This window comes from Acinetobacter sp. WU_MDCI_Abxd143, assembly GCF_025514195.1.
In the GTDB taxonomy this organism is placed as follows: Bacteria; Pseudomonadota; Gammaproteobacteria; order Pseudomonadales; family Moraxellaceae; genus Acinetobacter; species Acinetobacter pittii_H.
In genome coordinates, this window is record NZ_JAHPTH010000003.1 from 118,963 (window position 1) to 136,807 (window position 17,845).

21 protein-coding genes and 1 pseudogene are annotated in these 17,845 nt (G+C 35.5%); 7 read left to right on the plus strand and 15 right to left on the minus strand.

What is annotated here, in order from left to right; all coding sequences use genetic code 11:
* Nucleotides 1-31: 31 nt before the first annotated feature.
* Genes KTI79_RS08565 through KTI79_RS08580 form a run of 4 tightly spaced genes read right to left on the minus strand, consistent with a single transcriptional unit; the run spans nucleotide 32 to nucleotide 2,800 of the window.
* A complete protein-coding gene (locus KTI79_RS08565; RefSeq protein ID WP_000498060.1) occupies nucleotides 32-1,219 on the minus strand; it encodes a vWA domain-containing protein in 1,188 nt (395 codons plus the stop codon).
* Between the two features lie 15 nt (nucleotides 1,220-1,234).
* Nucleotides 1,235-2,086: an AAA family ATPase gene (locus tag KTI79_RS08570; protein WP_005069362.1), complete on the minus strand. Its 852-nt coding sequence runs from the start codon at nucleotides 2,084-2,086 to the stop codon at nucleotides 1,235-1,237.
* A 29-nt stretch (nucleotides 2,087-2,115) separates the two neighbouring features.
* Nucleotides 2,116-2,502 carry a hypothetical protein gene (locus tag KTI79_RS08575; RefSeq protein ID WP_025470605.1) on the minus strand — a complete coding sequence of 129 codons (387 nt, stop codon included), beginning with the start codon at nucleotides 2,500-2,502 and terminating at the stop codon, nucleotides 2,116-2,118.
* The gene (locus KTI79_RS08580; protein ID WP_016141114.1) at nucleotides 2,495-2,800 is read right to left on the minus strand and encodes a YcgL domain-containing protein; all 306 of its coding nucleotides are present in this window, start codon (nucleotides 2,798-2,800) and stop codon (nucleotides 2,495-2,497) included. The genes KTI79_RS08575 and KTI79_RS08580 overlap by 8 nt, the downstream gene beginning before the upstream one ends.
* 466 nt (nucleotides 2,801-3,266) lie before the next feature.
* Here KTI79_RS08580 and KTI79_RS08585 point away from each other — a divergent pair, with 466 nt between their 5' ends.
* A complete protein-coding gene (locus KTI79_RS08585) occupies nucleotides 3,267-3,431 on the plus strand; it encodes a hypothetical protein (RefSeq protein ID WP_032054985.1) in 165 nt (54 codons plus the stop codon).
* Between the two features lie 68 nt (nucleotides 3,432-3,499).
* Here the strand turns inward: KTI79_RS08585 and KTI79_RS08590 are convergent, their stop codons facing one another.
* The 3 genes and pseudogenes from KTI79_RS08590 to KTI79_RS08600 all read right to left on the minus strand — a co-directional run bounded on the left by KTI79_RS08590 (nucleotide 3,500) and on the right by KTI79_RS08600 (nucleotide 5,228).
* Nucleotides 3,500-3,835, minus strand: a complete 336-nt coding sequence (locus KTI79_RS08590; RefSeq protein ID WP_032054986.1) for a hypothetical protein — start codon at nucleotides 3,833-3,835, stop codon at nucleotides 3,500-3,502.
* A gap of 179 nt (nucleotides 3,836-4,014) precedes the next feature.
* Nucleotides 4,015-4,281 (minus strand): hypothetical protein, encoded by a 267-nt coding sequence (locus tag KTI79_RS08595; RefSeq protein WP_016141117.1) that lies wholly within the window; start codon nucleotides 4,279-4,281, stop codon nucleotides 4,015-4,017.
* Between the two features lie 96 nt (nucleotides 4,282-4,377).
* Nucleotides 4,378-5,228 (minus strand): annotated as a pseudogene (locus KTI79_RS08600) (LysR family transcriptional regulator).
* 121 nt (nucleotides 5,229-5,349) lie between these two features.
* Between KTI79_RS08600 and KTI79_RS08605 the strand changes: the two are divergent.
* A complete protein-coding gene (locus KTI79_RS08605; RefSeq protein WP_032054987.1) occupies nucleotides 5,350-6,021 on the plus strand; it encodes an FMN-dependent NADH-azoreductase in 672 nt (223 codons plus the stop codon).
* Nucleotides 6,022-6,477: 456 nt separating this feature from the next.
* Here the strand turns inward: KTI79_RS08605 and KTI79_RS08610 are convergent, their stop codons facing one another.
* The 5 genes from KTI79_RS08610 to KTI79_RS08630 all read right to left on the minus strand — a co-directional run bounded on the left by KTI79_RS08610 (nucleotide 6,478) and on the right by KTI79_RS08630 (nucleotide 10,742).
* A complete protein-coding gene (locus KTI79_RS08610) occupies nucleotides 6,478-7,602 on the minus strand; it encodes a ribonuclease D (RefSeq protein ID WP_032054988.1) in 1,125 nt (374 codons plus the stop codon).
* A 331-nt stretch (nucleotides 7,603-7,933) separates the two neighbouring features.
* Nucleotides 7,934-8,530 (minus strand): recombination mediator RecR, encoded by a 597-nt coding sequence (gene recR, locus KTI79_RS08615; RefSeq protein WP_032054989.1) that lies wholly within the window; start codon nucleotides 8,528-8,530, stop codon nucleotides 7,934-7,936.
* A 9-nt stretch (nucleotides 8,531-8,539) separates the two neighbouring features.
* Entirely contained in the window at nucleotides 8,540-8,869 is a 330-nt protein-coding gene (locus KTI79_RS08620) for a YbaB/EbfC family nucleoid-associated protein (protein ID WP_032054990.1), read from the minus strand.
* Between the two features lie 259 nt (nucleotides 8,870-9,128).
* The gene (locus KTI79_RS08625) at nucleotides 9,129-9,365 is read right to left on the minus strand and encodes a hypothetical protein (protein ID WP_032054991.1); all 237 of its coding nucleotides are present in this window, start codon (nucleotides 9,363-9,365) and stop codon (nucleotides 9,129-9,131) included.
* 189 nt (nucleotides 9,366-9,554) lie between these two features.
* Complete coding sequence (locus tag KTI79_RS08630; RefSeq protein ID WP_032054992.1) at nucleotides 9,555-10,742, minus strand: O-succinylhomoserine sulfhydrylase; 1,188 nt, start codon at nucleotides 10,740-10,742, stop codon at nucleotides 9,555-9,557.
* 136 nt (nucleotides 10,743-10,878) lie between these two features.
* Here KTI79_RS08630 and KTI79_RS08635 point away from each other — a divergent pair, with 136 nt between their 5' ends.
* From KTI79_RS08635 to KTI79_RS08650, 4 genes are all read left to right on the plus strand, one after another.
* The gene (locus KTI79_RS08635) at nucleotides 10,879-11,964 is read left to right on the plus strand and encodes an alpha/beta fold hydrolase (RefSeq protein WP_032054993.1); all 1,086 of its coding nucleotides are present in this window, start codon (nucleotides 10,879-10,881) and stop codon (nucleotides 11,962-11,964) included.
* Between the two features lie 299 nt (nucleotides 11,965-12,263).
* Nucleotides 12,264-12,533: a YARHG domain-containing protein gene (locus KTI79_RS08640; RefSeq protein WP_032054994.1), complete on the plus strand. Its 270-nt coding sequence runs from the start codon at nucleotides 12,264-12,266 to the stop codon at nucleotides 12,531-12,533.
* Nucleotides 12,534-12,550: 17 nt separating this feature from the next.
* Nucleotides 12,551-12,964, plus strand: coding sequence for an HIT family protein (locus KTI79_RS08645; protein ID WP_016145166.1), 414 nt, complete (start codon nucleotides 12,551-12,553; stop codon nucleotides 12,962-12,964).
* 256 nt (nucleotides 12,965-13,220) lie between these two features.
* A complete protein-coding gene (locus tag KTI79_RS08650; RefSeq protein ID WP_032054996.1) occupies nucleotides 13,221-14,327 on the plus strand; it encodes a porin in 1,107 nt (368 codons plus the stop codon).
* A gap of 108 nt (nucleotides 14,328-14,435) precedes the next feature.
* On the opposite strand, the gene KTI79_RS08655 is transcribed toward KTI79_RS08650, so the two are convergent.
* Nucleotides 14,436-15,026, minus strand: a complete 591-nt coding sequence (locus KTI79_RS08655; protein WP_032054997.1) for a YidB family protein — start codon at nucleotides 15,024-15,026, stop codon at nucleotides 14,436-14,438.
* Nucleotides 15,027-15,125: 99 nt separating this feature from the next.
* Nucleotides 15,126-15,587, minus strand: coding sequence for a DUF6231 family protein (locus KTI79_RS08660; RefSeq protein ID WP_032054998.1), 462 nt, complete (start codon nucleotides 15,585-15,587; stop codon nucleotides 15,126-15,128).
* 39 nt (nucleotides 15,588-15,626) lie between these two features.
* Here KTI79_RS08660 and KTI79_RS08665 point away from each other — a divergent pair, with 39 nt between their 5' ends.
* The gene (locus KTI79_RS08665) at nucleotides 15,627-16,496 is read left to right on the plus strand and encodes a DUF2797 domain-containing protein (RefSeq protein WP_032054999.1); all 870 of its coding nucleotides are present in this window, start codon (nucleotides 15,627-15,629) and stop codon (nucleotides 16,494-16,496) included.
* Nucleotides 16,497-16,527: 31 nt separating this feature from the next.
* Here KTI79_RS08665 and lpxB read toward each other — a convergent pair whose 3' ends face one another.
* Entirely contained in the window at nucleotides 16,528-17,703 is a 1,176-nt protein-coding gene (lpxB, locus tag KTI79_RS08670) for a lipid-A-disaccharide synthase (protein ID WP_032055000.1), read from the minus strand.
* Between the last annotated feature and the right edge of the window lie 142 nt (nucleotides 17,704-17,845).

The window sequence follows — 17,845 nt, forward strand, 5'->3', positions numbered from 1 at the left end:
CCCTCTTTTTAAATTATTAAAGTTATCAAGTTTATCGAGAAAGGTAGCGTGTTAAGTCCTCAATGCCTTTTAGGGTCATTGGATACATATGGTTTTCAAAAATCTCTTTAATCCAACCAATGGTTTGAGTGTAATGCCAATACCCTTCAGTTTCAGGGTTTAACCATGCTGTTTTATCAAAATGTTGACGTAGGCGACGTAACCAAACCTCACCTGTTTCATCATTCATATATTCAACCGAGCCACCTACCGATTTCAGCTCATACGGTGCCATACTGGCATCACCCACCACAATTACACGATAGTCGCGTCCGTAAGTATGGAACAGATCCCACGTATTCATGCGGGTTGCTGTTCTTCGGTAGTTATCTTTCCAAACATAGTCATAAAGACAGTTATGGAAATAAAAGTACTCAAGCGTTTTGAATTCGGTTTTAGCTGCGCTGAAAAGCTTTTCACATTGGGCAATGTGCGCATCCATCGAACCACCCACATCAAACAACATGAGTACTTTGATTCGATTGCGACGCTCTGGCACCATCTGAACATCAAGAATACCTTGTTTGGCTGTTTCTCGAATAGTTCCGTCAACGTCTAACTCTTCAGCTGCACCTTGGCGAGCAAATTTGCGTAAGCGTCGTAAAGCAATTTGCATTTGGCGAGTTCCAAGAACTTGGTCGTCATCTAGATTTTGGTATTTCCGCTGTTCCCAAACTTTGACCGCCGAACGTTTACGCCCTGGCCCACCAATTCTGACGCCTTCTGGATGGTCACCAAAAGCTCCAAAAGGTGAAGTTCCACCTGTGCCAACCATACGGTTACCACCTTGGTGTTTCTTATGCTGTTCGCGTAATCGCTCTTCCAGCATTTTCATCAGTTCTTCTAAAGACCCCGCTTTTTGAAGTTCAGCTCTTTGCTCTGGTGTTAAATGCTTTTCGAGAAGCTCTAAGTCGAACCAGTCTTTTGGTAATTTATGAACTTGCTTAAGCAACTCATCGATATCAAAAGTTTCAATGCCATCAAAGTAATCTTTCATGGCACGGTCAAACTTATCAAAAAAGCGCTCATCTTTAACTAAAATAGTTTTAGCAAGCTGATAGAACTCTTCTTGATCGGCAAAAACCAAACCTTCACTTACCGCACGGTTTAGATCAATGAGTTCACGAGTGGTAACTGGAACACCATATTTACGTAAGGTGTAAAATAACCGCACAAACATGGGTTACTCCCTCCCTTAACGTCGAGACATGAAAGCCAAGCGTTCGAGAAGTTGTACATCTTGCTCGTTTTTGATGAGAGCACCATATAAAGGTGGAATAGCTTTAGATGTATCTCGATTACGTAATACATCTTCTGGCATATCATCTGCCATGAGTAAACTTAACCAATCAATTAACTCAGAGGTTGATGGTGGTTTCTTCAAATTAGGAATTTCACGTAGTTTAAAGAAAACCTGTAAAGCTTCGTTCACCAATGTTGCAGAGATATTTGGGAAATGAACCGCAATAATTTCTCGCATGGTCGCTTCATCTGGAAACTCAATATAGTGGAAGAAGCAACGACGCAAGAAAGCATCTGGTAATTCTTTTTCATTATTTGAAGTAATAATTACAATTGGGCGTTGTGTTGCCGTAATTGTTTCATTCGTTTCATAAACATAAAAAGACATTTTATCGAGTTCATGCAACAAGTCATTTGGAAACTCGATATCGGCTTTATCAATTTCATCAATTAATAATACGCAGCGCTCTTCACTCGTGAAAGCTTCCCACAATTTACCCGGCTTAATATAGTTCTTAATATCGTAAACTCGATCATCACCTAACTGGCTGTCTCGCAAGCGAGAAACTGCATCATATTCATACAACCCTTGCTGCGCTTTAGTTGTAGATTTGATATGCCAAGTAATCAGTTTTAAACCTAAGCTTTCTGCTACTTGTTCAGCAAGTAAAGTTTTACCCGTACCTGGTTCACCCTTAATTAGTAAAGGCTTTTGTAAAGCACGAGCTGCTTTTACAGCAAGCTTAAGACTATCAGTCGCGATATATTGATCTGTACCGGTAAAATGTTGGGTATCAGCAGACATGTAAAGACCTTATTTTTCTATTTCAATGGTTAGATGGAACGCATGTTTTTGTTTGTTGAATATTTTGACCAACAATATCCAATCACCAAACCTAGACCAACTACAAACAGAATTAAAGATAAATTTGACCAAATTAACGGACTATCTTTAGTTAAAACACCAAAAAGAAGTCCAAAAATAGCAGGTGCTACAGATGCATTCGGCCCTTCAGACACTGTTGGTGTGACTAAAATAGCAAATACGACAAGCCAGCTAATTGCACCCAGAGTTGTAGGAAGTCGACGCATTAATCGCCACCAACACCACAAAGCAATAATAGCGCCTATTCCATAAGCTGTTAAAGCAATAACACCTTCAGGAATAACATCCAAAAAAGAAAATAATTGATTCATTATTCCAGTTTGATCTTCACGCACCACGTAAGCCCTCTGGTTCAACTGCATTTGGGTTAATTAACCCTTCTGGCGGCATCTGAATAAAGAAACCTTTTGTTTGTAATGAGTCTAAAACATGTAAAACATTAACACGCGCTAATTTACGTGTTGGAGCCAACTCTAAATGCATGACAAACGTTGCACGACCAAACGCTTGTAAAACCGCTTCAGGAACATTTTCAAACGGATCAGCTTGCTCCGCATCGTCAGGATAGTTTGGACGAGCAATATACATGTACATTTCATCTTTTTTGCTCGATCTATAAATATCACAGTGCATTTCAAATCAACTCTTGAACTAAGGACAGCATACATGAAAAAAAACGACACACACACGCAGGTTTGTTTACGCATCAGTCGTTTTTTTAATTCTTGAGAAATATTAACCTACAACATTGATTAAGGTCGATAATAACTTTGTTGTAAACAAGAATGGTTTTATGCTAAATTTATTTAAGTATTTGATTTTATAAAATAAATTAAAAATCTATTTTACTAAAATAAAATCAGGTTTAGGACCGACAAAAAAAGTATTCATTATCGAATACTTTTTGATAGTATTCTTATAAGATTAACACTTAAGCTATTAAAAAATAATAAATTTCTTTTTCACTTATTTAATAATATACACTTGAGTAAAACTTTTAACTACTTCACTACACATCACCAGACATTATTTAACTCGTTTAATAGCGAGATATGTTTCAATAATAAGTATCTTATTTATAGATATGGAGGACAAAATTATGCCTCGTGGTGATAAAACTGCTTATACAGCCAAGCAAAAACGTCAGGCCAAACATATTGTTGAGACTGAAGTAGATAGAGGTCATTCTGAAGAAGAAGCCGAACGAATTGCATGGTCTACCGTCAATAAACAAGATGGTGGTGGTAAGAAAAAGTCCCATTAATATATAAATAAATACTTCTTTAGCCCAAACTAAAGAAGTATTTTTATTTAAAGATGTGTTAATTTTTCCTAAAAGACACGAGTGCTTTTTATATAGTCATCGCTTACTTGATTTAAGGCACTCAAAATAGCGCTATCGTCTTGACTTAATAAAGCCTCATTAAGACTTTCCATATAGGCAATAAGCTTAGTTTTAGAGGTATGGGCAAATTCGGTCGTTACCGCTTCATCTTCATATAAGATTACATAACTACGTGCGAAACCGTAGATTAGGTAAACTGCTGCTTTTTCTTTTGTATCTTGAGATTCTTTAAGAGACTGCTCACACGCATTTTTTAAGTCTTTAAATGCATCTGTACCAGTAGATTGATTTTTGAAAGAGAAAAGTATTGTTTGGAAGTTCATATCCATATTCCACTCAAAAAGTAAAGCTACAGAAGAAGATGGAATCTGTCAAGTAAAAACCTGATTAATATAAGTTTAATTGTAAATAATTTTATATATACTTCTTTTAGATCACGAGAAATCAGGCAATAAAAAACCACTCTTGCTTTAAGAATGGTTTAGTTAAAACCTATCAATGATTAGAAGCTTATTTCAATTGTGATCGTGGTACCGGAGTGCTCAATATCAGTTGAGACATTAAAACCTCTACTTTTAAGTTCCTCTTCAACCAATGTAAGATGATCAGGACTTATGGCATCAACAGGAAACCAAAAATTTGCTTTTCGCTTTCCCTCCTTAGATTCTGACTCAGTACCAGTTAAAATTTTTTCCAATATGACATCTTGATTTATTTTAAAATTTTTAGCATTTTGTCGAGCTTGTTCAGCATTAAAGTTATTAAGCATATTTATCTCTCTAATTATTAATTTATCTAATTTTATAACATAAAAAAGCGATATAAGTTTTAGTATTATGTAGTTAAACTCATTTAAAGATAAACTTTATTGATTGAATAAATTTTCTACCCACTCAATAAATTTTCTCGCATTTCTATTTTTAAAATCTTCCTTATTTGGTATGTAGTAACATAGCTTTGATTGAATTGGTTTAGTTTTAAACTCTTGTAAAAGATTCGCTTTAACAAACCTATGAGCCAGTGTGGCAGAGCAAAATACTAATCCATTGGCAGATAAAGCCTCGTGTATTCCAAAAATTTCCTGATCAAATTTCTTAATTATAACCCTATTTTGGCTCCATTCATTTTCCTCAAGCCATGCCTCTAGTGGTGGGTTTGGTAACGCCTTATTTTTCCATTCTGTCGTAAATAAAGTTATTGGCTCACTAGGGCATTTAAGTGAATCAAATTTGGATGAACCAAATACATTAAAAGAATCATATTTAACAATATCTTGAGACTTGACTAAAGATATCTCGCCATATCGGATAGTAAGGTATATAAATGATTGTCTAAAGCTTCACCTGTAGAAAATTCAACTGAGATATCGGGATGCAATTGATAAAATTCATTTATTGAAGGAATTAATACCATTGCAGCTAGTGAAGAGGTACTTGCCACTCTCACTACGTTTCCATCTACCGTTATTTCATCTAATGCATCTTCAATTTTACGAAACCCTTCAGAAATTGCTCCAGCCAGCCTTTCCCCTGTCGTTGTAAGCGTTATTTTTCTTACTTGTCGGTGAAATAAGTCAACATTTAATCTGCTTTCTAGATTCGTAACATGATGCGAAATTGCAGTTGGTGTAAGCGAAAGTTCTTCAGCGGCTAACTTAAAACTACCTAATCGAGCTGCTGCTTCAAATGCTTTAAGCGCTTGCAAAGAAACTTGCATGCTTTCTCCTAATAATATTTATAGATGAATTAAACTCATCTATAAATGTAATTTTCTCGTTTGTCTACTTGTCTTTTAAAACTCAAAATAAATTAAATCTTAATCTTTTATGGAACTAACGATGAGTAAAATATTACATATAGACGCTAGTGTAAGAGCTGCGATTAACCCTAATCCAAATCATAATTCGATTTCTAAAAATATTGCTACTCGATTGATTAATTCATGGAGAAAACAGCTACCTATAGATGAGTATATTTATCGTGATGTGGGAATGAATCCTCCACCCTTTATTACTCAAGAATGGATCGCTGCTGTATTTACTCCTGAAACTAAAAGAACACAAGCTCAACACGATGTTTTATCTATATCAGATCAATTAATAGCAGAAGTTTCAAATTCAGATATCCTTGTAATTTCTTCACCTATGTACAATTACGGTATGCCTGCTCAGCTTAAAGCATGGTTCGATCAAATTATTCGGATTAATAAAACTTTTGATTTTGACCTTGCTCGAGGAGACTTTCCTTTACAACCTCTTTTGTCTAGTAAATTATTAATTATTATCACTTCGAGCGGTGAATTTGGGTTTGAGAAAGATGGGATTCGGCACAACATGAATCATCTTTTACCTCACATTCGTACACTCAGTAAATATTTAGGGGTAGAAAAAATTTATGAAATTACCTCTGAATATCAGGAGTTTGGCGATCACCGGCATATAACATCATTAGAAAATGCTTATCACAAAGCTGAAGAAGTTGTGTCCGAAATTGCTTATTCATTTATGTAGAATTTAGAGGATATTAATACTTAAAATTTTAAAATTAAGTTAGATTAATATTAGACCAATAAAAATAAATAAGCCTACCCTATTGGGTAGGCTTTTCATTTCTGCACCGAAACAAACTTATAGTTATATATTATATATATTGAAATTGTTTTTCTTAAAACCAAGAATATACAGACCTGTATGTTTAAGCAATTGAATTTTTCTCACTATATAAGTTAATTTAATTCATTATTGGAATTTTAAATTGTTTTCCCTTTATTATATTGTTTTATGAATTTTATAAGGCATTCTAATTATTTAGATAAACTACAGAAAAACTCGTTTTTATAATTTTAATATTTAATTAAGCTATTTTTAAATAAGATCTCATTAATTAAAATTTTAATGTTTTGGCCATTTATTGAATAAAAAAGCCCATCACATGATGAGCCTTTTAAATTTAAATAGGATAAGTTATTAAATCGATAGACTTTGTTTTTCTTCTTGAAATAACTGAATTAACGGTTGGGTTAACAACTCATAACGCCAACCCAAAAGATAATCAGGTAAATCCTGTTCATCACCTTGCGAAAGAACATGTTGATGAATAGCATTTAACCATTTTTTTCTCAGCAATACTTCTTTAGGAATAGAAGTTTCATTTATTGCATGAGCAAGAACCATATCCATTTTATGTAAAGTCTCTTTAGACGTTACTTTAAAGGGTTTTGCAATTTTCGATGGCCATTTACTTTCAATCGGCAAATCTTTAAGTAATTCTAAAATAGTTTTGCCATATTCACGAACCACATTTGGGCGAATATCTTTAACTTGCGAAAGTTGAAAACTATTACGTGGATTCTTTTCAACCATATCAATCATGGTTGAGTTCCTAAGAATAAAACTACGTGGCTGGTTTGTTGCTTTTACAATGTATTCGCGCCATTCGCTTAAATTTTGTAGCTGCATTAGCTGACGACGTGAGTGACGATAATTGCCGACATCGGTATAGAGTAATTCTGTCGGGGTTTCACTAATAATTTCTTTAGTTAGGCTACTACAGTCTTCAAGAACATAGTTATAAAGCCCTTTCTGCTTAAGCTGTTCTTGAATATGACTAGCTAACTTCATTAGATACAAAACATCATTAGCAGCATAACAAAGTTGTTGAGGCGATAAAGGTCTAGCTAACCAATCAGATCTTGTTTGATCTTTTTCAATATCAATATCAAGACAAAGTTTTAAAGCACCTTGGTAACTCACTTGCAGGCCATGACCTAAAAAAGAAAGTCCCACTTGAGTATCAAACACATTAAGCAAATCTTCTTGATCAGCATAATGATAGATTAAATCAATATCTTCTCCACATGCATGAAAAATGTTTTGCTGTGCGAGAAAGATCTTTTTCCAAAACTGACTTAGATCTAATGAAACACCATCCAACAGATAGACATTGCCATTTACATTGACTTGGCATACTCCAAGTTTAGGCCAGAGTGTGTCAACCTTAATAAATTCTGTATCAAGTCCATATATTGAACATTGATCCATTTTTTGAAGAACATCAACCAATTCGGTTTGCTGTTGGATAAACTGAAACATGCTTTCTCAAGTAAATGCAAAGAGTGCTTTAAACTCTGGTATATATAACATAGAAGCAGAAAAATGCTACTTAAACCTTTATGAATACTCTATTTTTGAACAATTTTTCGAAAATAGATAATTTTTTGAACTTTTAATTGTACTTTTTTAAATTTATCTCCAAATGTTCTTTATTTAAAATTTATAAGACCTTTTTCATGCTTATATTCATATTTTATTTAAAATTTCTACTATTATAAAACCAAAATAATATTTATGTTTAATAGTTGAATTCAATTTAGAAGTTTTCAATTAAATTGATATTGTATTAATGAAATAAGCATCGCAATGCTTATTTCATTCTCATACGGTTATGCACTGCCTGACTTAAGGTATGGCTATCGACATACTCGAGTTCACCACCTTGAGGTACGCCCTGAGCAATACGTGTCATTTGTATTGGTAAGTGCTTAGTTGCCTCTACCAAATAATGAGCCGTTGCCTGTCCTTCTACAGTTGCATTCGTTGCCAAAATCACTTCTTCAATCTTACCTTGGCTTAAACGCTGAATCAGATAAGGAATACCAATTTCTTCAGGCCCAATACCATCTAATGGAGAAAGATGCCCACCTAAAACATGGTATTTGCCACGAAAGCTACCGCTTTGTTCAATCGCCATCACATCTGCTGGTGATTCAACCACACACAATAATTGATCATCTCTGTCCGTTGAGGCACAAATATCACAAATTTCATGTTCAGTCAGAGAATGACAAACACTACATTCATGTATATAACTTGAAGCTTCATGTAGAGCATGAGCTAATGCAAATGCACCTTCTCGATTTTTCATCAAAAGATGTAAAGCCATACGTTGAGCCGATTTCGGACCAACGCTAGGCAATATACGTAAAGCTTGAACAAGTTGTTCAAATCTATCACTAAACACTGAATTTCCTTAGAACATGCCCGCTAAGCCAGGTGGCAAGCCCATACCAGAATTTGCTTTTTTCATTTTTTCTTCAGAAATCACCTCTGCTTGACGCACAGCGTCATTAACCGCAGCAGCGATTAAATCTTCAATCATGTCTGGTTCATCTTGAAGTAATTCTGGATTAATTTCGATACGTTTTACGATATAACGGCCCGTCATTGTTACTTTAACCAAACCACCGCCAGCTTCTGCTTGAACTTCAGTTTGAGCAAGCTCTTCTTTAGCCTTTTTTATATTTGTTTCCATATCTTTTTGCATGCGCTGCGCTTGCTGCATGAGCATATTGATATTCATAACCTTACTCCGTATCTCTATCAAATCTTTAAAGTATTATTCATTTCTGCCAATACTTTATAAAAACTTAATCTCGTTGAGCTAGCCTTATTGATCAAAATCTATGTAGGCTAGTACATTGAACTTAAATTAATCCGTAATTCTGACACAATAAAGTAATGTTTTCTATCAGTATCTCTAGCTCTATTTTGACGCAGCCATATAGATAGCAAAAGTAAAATTAACTGCCATTTCTTTAGGATTTAAGTGCTTTAGAGGATTATTGAGACGCCTGTAAACCTTCTTTGATTGTTTTATATTCGCTTAAAGGAACTTTTTTGAAAGAGTTATTCGCTTTTTCAATAGATTCGTCTGCTTCTTGTACTGATTTCTCCGCATTGCTGATTAACAATGTTGTTTCATTTGATGCGGGGCTTAGGGTAGGTTTAGTTAATAATTTGTATCCAAAGACACCAACTACCCCCACCACAACAATAATAGCAATAGGCTTAAGCATTTTAAAACTCACATTTATTTTAATTAGATTTAAATTCTTTATAACCTTTGCTCGGCATTACGATTTAAATAAAATGTAGTTTTTTTATTGCAATTGTAAAAATTAAGTAACTTTAGATAAAAAACCACCTCAACTCATGAGATGGCTTTTAAGCAACTAAAATAGTTTCGACAAAAAATTTTAAAAGAATTAGATAAGATCTAACCCACGTGAAATATCACCAATGATGTCATTAATATCTTCTAGACCTACAGATACGCGAATTAAGCCTTCTTGAATACCTGCGGCTTCTTTTGCTTCAACAGAAAGTTTACCATGTGTCGTAGTCGCCGGATGTGTAATTGTTGACTTCACATCACCCAAGTTGCCGGTAATTGAAATAAACTTAGTATTATCAATAACTTTCCAAGCACCTTCACGCTCACCTTTAACAACGAAGGATACAATACCGCCAAAGCCATTTTGCTGTTGAGCAGCAAGTTCATGACCTTCATGAGCAGGTAAACCAGCGTAGTAAACTTTCTCTACCTTTTCATGAGTAGATAACCATTCTGCAAGAATTTGAGCACTCTCACAGTGTGCTTTCATACGCAAGCGTAAAGTTTCTAAGCCTTTTAGGAAAACCCATGCATTAAACGGACTCATTGATGGTCCAAGCGTACGAACAACACCAAAAACTTCTTCTAACAACTGATGATTGCCAACAACAGCACCGCCTAATGCACGGCCTTGGCCATCTAAGTATTTAGTCGCAGAGTAAATCACAAGATCTGCACCAAACTTGAGTGGTTGCTGCAAAACAGGTGTACAGAAACTGTTATCAACTGCAAGTAATGCGCCATTTGCATGGGCAATATCTGCAAGCGCCTGAATATCTGCGATCTCCGCTAGAGGGTTAGACGGCGACTCAACAAAAAAAAGTTTAGTTTCGGGACGTACAGCGTTTTTCCATGCGTCCAAATCACATAAATCAACAAATGTAATATCTACACCAAACTTGGCAATATATTTTTCAAATAAGGCAACAACTGAACCAAAAACTGCTCTTGAGCAAATAACATGATCACCAGCTTTTAAATATGCCATAGCAACAGACAAAATCGCGCCCATTCCCGAGCTTGTTGCAACAGCTCGCTCTGCGCCGTCTAAAGCTGCTAAGCGTTTTTCGAACATCGATACAGTCGGATTAGTAAAACGAGAATAGATATTTCCTTGAACCTGACCAGAAAATTTTGCTGCAGCTTCAGCTGCATTTTCATATACAAATGATGAAGTCAAAAAAATCGGTTCGCCATGTTCACCTTCAAAACTACGAGTATGTCCGGTACGAATGGCTAAAGTATCAAGTTGGTATTCTAAATCATCAGACTGGTTCATTAAATGTTCGCCTTTACTGGTCAAGTACTAAAAAACTATCATCATTTTGAGTGTCTAGGGTATTTAAGGTCAAGGTAAACCTTAAAATTATCGCTTAGACTTTATTCAACTTTAGTAAATAGTTGGTAAAAGCAAGATGAAACGCTTAAAGTCCCTTGTCTCTGAACAAAGTAAAATCAAGCACCTCTCTACCCGACTATTTCGCCCTCAAACATTAGTATTGTCACAAAGCACCCCATTTGAAGTGATTGGTGAGTTCAATCAAACCCGTATTCGTTACTACGCAGCTACTCAAAAACAATTTAAAGAACCTTTAGTATTTGTGGCTCCTTTAGCTATTAATATGGCGATCTATGATTTATACCCTTATCGTTCTCTTATCAAATACTTCCAAAATGCTGGTTTCGATGTCTATTTGGTAGATTGGGGCCGTTTAAAGTTTAAAGATAGACACCTTAACTTCTTATCATTTATTAAAGATTTTATTCCTAAAGCAATAGAACTTGTTCGAGCACATTCAGGAAGTGAACAAATCTCGCTACATGGATGGAGCATGGCTGGTATATTCGTTACTTTATATACCGCTCTCAATCAACCTAATCATGTTAAAAATCTTATAGTACTTGGTAGCCCAATAGACAGTTATGCCTCTGGCTATATTGGCAAGCTCTATCGAACCATGAATCATGTTATTGGTCGCAATAAAAAAATTCAGAACCGTATTTATGGTGGATTACCAAAACGTTTGATTCATACCCCGGGAATTTTAAATTCACTAGGTTTCAAAATTCTTGATCCTAAAGGTTGGTTTGATGGACATGTTCAACTACTAAAAAATCTTGACGACCTGCAATTTGTACAAGAGCATGCCACCCTCAGTAACTTTTTAAATAATATGATTGATTACCCTGGTGGAATTAATCAGGACATGTTGTTCAATGTGTGGCTACAGAACCCGTTAAAACATGGCTTTATTCAGCTAAAAGATCAGAAAATTGAATTAAAAAATATAGATTGCTCTCTCTTGGTTGGTGCTGGCCGTAATGATCAGTTGGTAACTGCTGACGCTGCTTCTCCATTAAGTGAGTTGACAAGTAGCCAAGATGTTACGTTTACGCTTATACCTGGCGGACATTTAGGCTTAATGTCGAGTCAGGCAAGTGCGCTAGAGTTCTGGCCCCAATTAGCGAAATGGCTGACCGAACGCTCAACAAAAATTTAAGGATAAGATCAGGATTCAATCTATGGGATTTGTTAGAAGATCTATTTAATTATTCTTTTTTGCTCATCACTAGCGATTATAAGATGTTCAACAACCATTAGCTTATGGAAAAACATATAATTTTTAGTTAAGTTTATGTTTTTATTTAATATTTTTAAGTTATTGATATCTAATAATTTTATTTATTCTTTGAACAAATTATAAACCAAAATGACACTTGAGTAATTAATAGTCATTGAAATCTTGGCAATAAACCTTATATTGAGTACAGGTTCATACCTTTAACTGAGGAAAAGCTCATGAATAAATTTATGGTTGCAGTCTTTACGGGCATGGTGAGCATTGCTAGTTTAGGCATACAAGCTGCAACACCTGAGCAAGAATGTCAAAAATTGCAAGACGATTACAATTTGATTTATGCATCAAAAGGCTTTTGTTTTAAAGATCCTGATGCAAAAGAAAAATATGGTAATGAAAACTGTCATACGACAAAACCTAAGTTTTCTGACAAAGAGCAACAACGTCTTGACGCTATTAAAGAACGTCAGAAAGAATTGAAATGTAAATAATTTTAAAGGAATAATACATGGCATATGATGATCAAAATATCTTCGCAAAAATTTTACGTGGAGAACTTCCTGCGATAAAAGTCTATGAAGATGATCAAGTTCTAGCTTTTATGGATATTATGCCTCAAGCCGATGGCCATACATTAGTTATTCCAAAAACACCAGCTGTAACACTCTTAGATTTACCTCCTGAAGCAGCGGCATATACTATACAAATTGTCCAAAAAATTGCCAAGGCAATGGAAAAAGCACTCAATTTGGAAGGTATTGTATTAATGCAACTTTCTGGAGCAGCAGCAGGACAAACTGTTCCACATGTTCATTTTCACTTAATTCCAACAAATGTGCATCATCTTGGACGCCATGCTGTTGAGTTAGGGGATCAAGAAAAAATTAAAGAATTAGCTGAAAAAATTAAAGCAGCTCTTTGATTTTTAGATAGTTAAAGCGGAGTTTAGGCTCCGCTTTTTTTCGTCTAAAAACTATAAAAAAATGAAAACAACTAATTTATTTCTAAATTTTAAACGTCATAAAACTGTCATTTATTCTTCACTTCTCTGTCACAAAATTTGCCGATACTGCTTAGCAAGTTGGTGAGCTTTTGTAACTTTTTGTACATAAGTCAACTACAAAATAAATAGTTAGCTAGGCATACGCCCTTTTTAAATACCTTTTGGAGAAATCTCAATGAAGAAATTGCTACTCGCTGCCGCAGTTGCAACTTTGAGCATAAACGCGGTGCAAGCAGCGCCAACTTTGTATGGCAAACTAAATGTTTCTGTTAACCAAGTTGATAATAAAAATTTCGATGGAAAAAGTGACGTTACCGAAATTAACTCAAACTCTTCTCGTATTGGGGTTAAAGGCGAAGAGAAATTAACTGACAAATTATCTGCTGTTTATTTAGCTGAGTGGGCAATTTCTACTGATGGTTCGGGTTCTGATACTGACCTTAGCGCGCGTAACCGTTTTATTGGTTTAAAAACTGAAGGTGTTGGTACTTTAAAAGTCGGTAAGTATGATTCTTACTTCAAAACTGCTGCTGGTGGTAACCAAGACATCTTTAATGACGATACACGTTTAGATATTACTAATATCATGTACGGTGAAAACCGTTTAGACAATGTGATCGGTTTTGAATTAGACCCTAAATTATTAGCTGGTTTAACATTCAATATCATGGCTCAAACTGGCGAAAGCACCTCTGATAGCAAACAAGGTGAAACTGGTAAAGACAGCAAAAATGATAGCTTTGACTCTGTATCAACTTCGCTTGGTTACGAAAACAAAGATATCGGTTTAGCAATTGCTGCTGCTGGTGACTTTGGTATTAAAGGTAAATATGCAGCTTACGGTCTAAAAGATGTCTATACAGATGCTTACCGTGTAACTGGTTCTTATGACATTGCTAAATCTGGTTTTGTAGTAGGTGCTTTATGGCAACACGCTGAACCTACTGATGACTTGACTGCATATGGTCAATCATATAAATCGGATGGTTCAATCGATAAAGCTGGTAAAGCTTACCGTGGTTTAGAAGAAGAAGCATATGCAGTAACAGCTGCTTATAAAATTCCTAACACTAAACTTAAAGTGAAAGCAGAATATGCTTCAGCTGAAACACAAGTAAGTGGTCAATCAGATCGTAAAATCGACTTGTACGGTTTAGGTCTTGATTACCAAATCAACAAACAAGCTCGCTTCTACGGTATCGTTGCTCAACAAAAACGTGACTGGTTGAACGACGACGACAAACAAACTGTTGTAGGTACGGGTATCGAATATAACTTCTAATTAGTTATGTTTGCTCCAGATCTAAAATAAAAGGGCTTATGCCCTTTTATTTTGTTGGCACAATAAAATAGCCGATATAAAAATATCGGCTTTTAAAAAATTTATATCTTATTTTAAGAAACCACTTACAAGATTCATAACGTTTTGAATATCTTGGTTTGCTTCTTGATGATCAGTACTGTCACCTTGAGGTGTTAATGAATCAATGACCTGAGGTAAGACTGAAGCAATTGCACCGTAAACTTGCTCTTTTGGCGCTTGGGCTTGCTCAGCAACTTGTTCAATGTCGGCTGGATTAAATAAACTCTGTAATTGCTGAGTCGGAACTTCGCTATTACTTTGATTTGGATCAACCCAGCTTTGAACCTGGCTTCCTAAACCCGCACCTTTCAACTTTTCTAATGCAGCCTGTAAACCACCTTGTTGCTGCACCCAACCTAAGATTAAAGGCACAACTGCAATTAATAAACTTTGTACACCACCACTTGTTTGTGGTGTATTGTTATTGCCAGTCACTTGTCCTAATACAGAACCTAGTACGCCCCCAAGACCACCTTGGGTACCAGATGAAGTATTACCACCCATTTGTCCGAGTACTGAACCTAAAATTCCACCTAAACCACCTTGACCTGACGCTTGTTGATTCCCACCTAAAGCTTGCTTAGCCAAAACTTCTACAATGTTGCTTAAATTTGTCATGAGTAACTCTTATGTATGGTTTATATATGAGCATACGCGTTTTTTTGTTAAGACAGCAAAAATCAAATTGTTAAATTTTGAAAGAGATTGAAAGGTCTTTTACCAACGGAATTTATTCCAGTTTTCCGGATTTGCCCAAAATTTTGAATTAAACCAGTCTGGTACATGCTTATAGGTCAAAATATTAAATTGCCATAAAGCAAAATCACTATCATGTGAAGTTTTATCAATAAGTTGAGTAAAACCTAAAGAACGTAATAACTGCTCATCACTGCGTTTGCTCACGACAATAATGCGTTTTGCTAATAAATCTCTTAGCTTCACTAATAATTGTGATTTTTGCACATCGCTGATGTTCTGCATTTCATCAGTATCGAACAATACAAAACCCAAATCATAACGCTGAGTAAAAGGCAGACTTAACAGCTCAGTTACGGTAAAATAGTGCCATTGAATTGCGTTATTCTGGTCAATTTTCTGGCCAATACAAAGTGCAGTATGAATGGGCTGTTCGTTTGATAAATCGTCTAGCATAGAAGTGATGACATTTTGTTCAGCCATAACTGCAACCCTTAATTGAAAGATGTGAGTTTAAACTTTATGGAACTACAAGGCATTTGCCATAAAATGCATGCAGGCCTAAAAGATGCTAGTGTAACTGATCAACAGACAACCAAGGCAAATGTTGAATACAAATTTATATTAGACCGTTCAGAAATTGATCTTCCTTTTAATTTAGGACAAGAACTAGAAATCGAATGGACAGGTAATATTTATTGCACTTCATGTGGCACTAAAACACCGAAATCTTATTCTCAAGGTCATTGCTTTAAATGTTTTAAAACTAAAGCAGAATGTGACTTGTGTATTATGAAACCTGAAACATGTCACTATCATTTAGGTACATGTCGTGAAGATGACTTTGCCCATAATGTTTGTTTCCAGCCTCATATCGTATATTTGGCAAACTCTAGTGCTTTAAAAGTGGGGATTACCCGCGTTAGCCATATGCCAGGTCGTTGGTTAGATCAAGGTGCAACTCAAGCCTTACCTATTTTAAAAGTTGGATCACGCCGTTTATCTGGTCAGCTTGAAACCATGTTTGGTTCTTTAATTGCGGATAAAACAGATTGGCGTAAACTCCTCAAGGGTGAAGCTGAACCTTTAAATATGGTTGAACAACGTGATCAGTTAATTGAAGAGTTCGCCCCTAAAATTCAAACTATTCGTGAGGAGTTCAGTCAAAACCTTGAATTTAACGAAACGGTTGAACTACTAGAAAATGAATTGCCACGTGAGTTTGTATACCCAGTTGAACAATATCCTGAAAAAATTAAGTCTCTAAACTTGGATAAAACACCAAAAATTCGCGGTATATTACAAGGTATTAAAGGCCAATATTTAATTTTTGATATTGGTGTCATCAACATTCGTAAATATACGGGCTACGAGCTCATCGTACGTGCATAAATAGAAAAGGCATTCATAAGAATGCCTTTTTTTATTTTTCAAGCACATTTAGGATGACTTGAACCGGATCTTCTGTATTTCCAGAAATAAGCTGTTTATGCATAGTTAAATGTTGCATTACTTGAATTTGAGCAGTTTCCACATTCATCAATTTTTCTATTTCAGCTGCTAAATTTTCAGGTGTTGCATCAGCTTGAATCAGCTCCTCAATAACTTTCTTACCCGCAATAATATTAGGCAAAGAGTAATAAGGAATTTTTACCAAGAATTTAGCAATTAAGTAAGTTAACCAATGCAATTTATAGAAAGTGACCATTGGTCGATGCATGAGCATTGCTTCTAATGTCGCCGTTCCAGATGCTAAAGCGATAATGTCACTCGCATTCATGACCATACGGCCAACTTTAGATTCACTATCAGTATTTTCTAAAATATGAATTACAGTTTTCAAATTAGGCGCTAATTGTTCAACACCCTGCTCAATCTGTTGTTTACGAGCATCATTAATTGCTGGAATTAAAAATTGAATGTCAGGATGTTTGCCATGCAAAATATTAGCAGCACCCAACAACATAGGAAGGAGTCGCTCTACTTCACCTTTGCGGCTACCCGGCAACAAAGCAATATGTTTTTGATTTTCATCAACGCCTAATTGTTGTTTGGCAATTTGAAGTGGGTTCTCAAGTGGCAATTGTTTAGCTAATGGATGGCCTACAAATGCTGCTGGAACTTCATATCGTTCATAAAAAACTTTTTCAAATGGAAATAAGCAAAGTACTAAATCTATGCTCTGCTTAATTCCATGAACACGCCCTTGGCGCCACGCCCAAACTGAAGGACTCACATATTGAACAGTTTTTATTGGAAGATTCTTTTCTTTGATACTTTTCGAAAGTCTGAGGTTAAAGTCTGGCGCATCAATACCAATAAAAATATCAACTGGATTTTGAGTCCATTGGTTAATTAGACCATCCCGCACGGCGAATAATTTTTTTAAGTCTTTTAAGACCTCAACAATCCCCATCACAGACAGAGTTTCCATCGGGTAATAACTATTAAAACCTTCAGCAATCATTTGAGGTCCACCGATTCCCTCAAATTCGGCATCGATCCCCTGTTCTCGAAAACTACGTATAAGTTTCACACCAAGCGTATCTCCAGAAACTTCCCCAACTACAATGCCTATTTTAAGTTTTCGGTTTGCCAAGGTGATTTACCCAAGAATTTGAAATAATGCATTCTAGCATAGAGGTTTATTAATCTTGAACTTGATCTATATGTACTTACCAAGAGCAGCTACAGCACAAGCTATCTAAAATTACACTCATTCACCATCTTTTAATCTAAAT

Coding starts and splice junctions, on each gene's coding strand:
- KTI79_RS08565 (WP_000498060.1), bottom strand. CDS start 1,219: ATGTTTGTGCGGTTATTTTACACCTTACGTAAATATGGTGTTCCAGTT.
- KTI79_RS08570 (WP_005069362.1), bottom strand. CDS start 2,086: ATGTCTGCTGATACCCAACATTTTACCGGTACAGATCAATATATCGCG.
- KTI79_RS08580 (WP_016141114.1), bottom strand. CDS start 2,800: ATGCACTGTGATATTTATAGATCGAGCAAAAAAGATGAAATGTACATG.
- KTI79_RS08585 (WP_032054985.1), top strand. CDS start 3,267: ATGCCTCGTGGTGATAAAACTGCTTATACAGCCAAGCAAAAACGTCAG.
- KTI79_RS08590 (WP_032054986.1), bottom strand. CDS start 3,835: ATGAACTTCCAAACAATACTTTTCTCTTTCAAAAATCAATCTACTGGT.
- KTI79_RS08595 (WP_016141117.1), bottom strand. CDS start 4,281: ATGCTTAATAACTTTAATGCTGAACAAGCTCGACAAAATGCTAAAAAT.
- KTI79_RS08605 (WP_032054987.1), top strand. CDS start 5,350: ATGAGTAAAATATTACATATAGACGCTAGTGTAAGAGCTGCGATTAAC.
- KTI79_RS08610 (WP_032054988.1), bottom strand. CDS start 7,602: ATGTTTCAGTTTATCCAACAGCAAACCGAATTGGTTGATGTTCTTCAA.
- KTI79_RS08620 (WP_032054990.1), bottom strand. CDS start 8,869: ATGAATATCAATATGCTCATGCAGCAAGCGCAGCGCATGCAAAAAGAT.
- KTI79_RS08625 (WP_032054991.1), bottom strand. CDS start 9,365: ATGCTTAAGCCTATTGCTATTATTGTTGTGGTGGGGGTAGTTGGTGTC.
- KTI79_RS08630 (WP_032054992.1), bottom strand. CDS start 10,742: ATGAACCAGTCTGATGATTTAGAATACCAACTTGATACTTTAGCCATT.
- KTI79_RS08635 (WP_032054993.1), top strand. CDS start 10,879: ATGAAACGCTTAAAGTCCCTTGTCTCTGAACAAAGTAAAATCAAGCAC.
- KTI79_RS08640 (WP_032054994.1), top strand. CDS start 12,264: ATGAATAAATTTATGGTTGCAGTCTTTACGGGCATGGTGAGCATTGCT.
- KTI79_RS08645 (WP_016145166.1), top strand. CDS start 12,551: ATGGCATATGATGATCAAAATATCTTCGCAAAAATTTTACGTGGAGAA.
- KTI79_RS08650 (WP_032054996.1), top strand. CDS start 13,221: ATGAAGAAATTGCTACTCGCTGCCGCAGTTGCAACTTTGAGCATAAAC.
- KTI79_RS08655 (WP_032054997.1), bottom strand. CDS start 15,026: ATGACAAATTTAAGCAACATTGTAGAAGTTTTGGCTAAGCAAGCTTTA.
- KTI79_RS08660 (WP_032054998.1), bottom strand. CDS start 15,587: ATGGCTGAACAAAATGTCATCACTTCTATGCTAGACGATTTATCAAAC.
- KTI79_RS08665 (WP_032054999.1), top strand. CDS start 15,627: ATGGAACTACAAGGCATTTGCCATAAAATGCATGCAGGCCTAAAAGAT.